This window comes from Agromyces humi (genome assembly GCF_009720255.1).
GTDB lineage: Bacteria > Actinomycetota > Actinomycetes > Actinomycetales > Microbacteriaceae > Agromyces > Agromyces humi.
In genome coordinates this window covers 1-631 of record NZ_WJSP02000753.1, presented here as the reverse complement: position 1 = coordinate 631, position 631 = coordinate 1, and the positions used below count along the sequence as shown (strand labels likewise).

General features: G+C 72.4%; 1 protein-coding gene. It reads left to right on the top strand.

Going from position 1 to position 631, the window contains the following annotated elements:
- On the top strand, positions 1-631 hold a 631-nt coding region (locus GH736_RS23990; RefSeq protein WP_203230952.1), incomplete at both ends, for a ribonuclease H-like domain-containing protein.

Below are 631 nucleotides of genomic sequence, written 5' to 3'. Positions count from 1 at the left end.
CTCGGGCGGGCGCTCGCCCGACGACCCGCCGCTGCCGCCCCCCGTGGTCGTGCGCGACGCTGCGTCGCTCGCGGCCATCCCCGAGCCCGATCCCGGCGACCTGTTCTTCGACTTCGAGGGCGACCCGCTCTACACCGAGGGCGCGGCCACCGACTGGGGCATCGACTACCTGTTCGGCATGGTCGACACCGACGAGCGCTTCACGCCGATCTGGGCGCACTCGTTCGCCGAGGAGCGCCTGGCGCTCGAGGAGTTCCTCGCCCTCGTGGCGGCCCGGCGTGCGGCGCACCCGAACATGCACATCTACCACTACGCGAGCTACGAGCGCACGCACCTGCTCACCATGGCGGCGCGTCACGGCGTCGGCGAGGCCGCCGTCGACCAGCTCCTCGCCGACGGCGTGTTCGTCGACCTCTACCCCATCGTGAAGCGGGCCGTGCGGGTCGGCAGCCGCTCCTATTCGATCAAGAAGCTCGAGCCGCTCTACATGGGCAACGAGCTGCGCGAGGCCGAGGTGAAGTCGGGCGGCGACTCGATCCTCGAGTACGTGCGCGCCCGCGAGCTGCTGGCCACCGGCGAGCTCGACCCGGCCACGGGCCTCGCCGGCGCCGAGGCCGCGCAGCACGTGCTC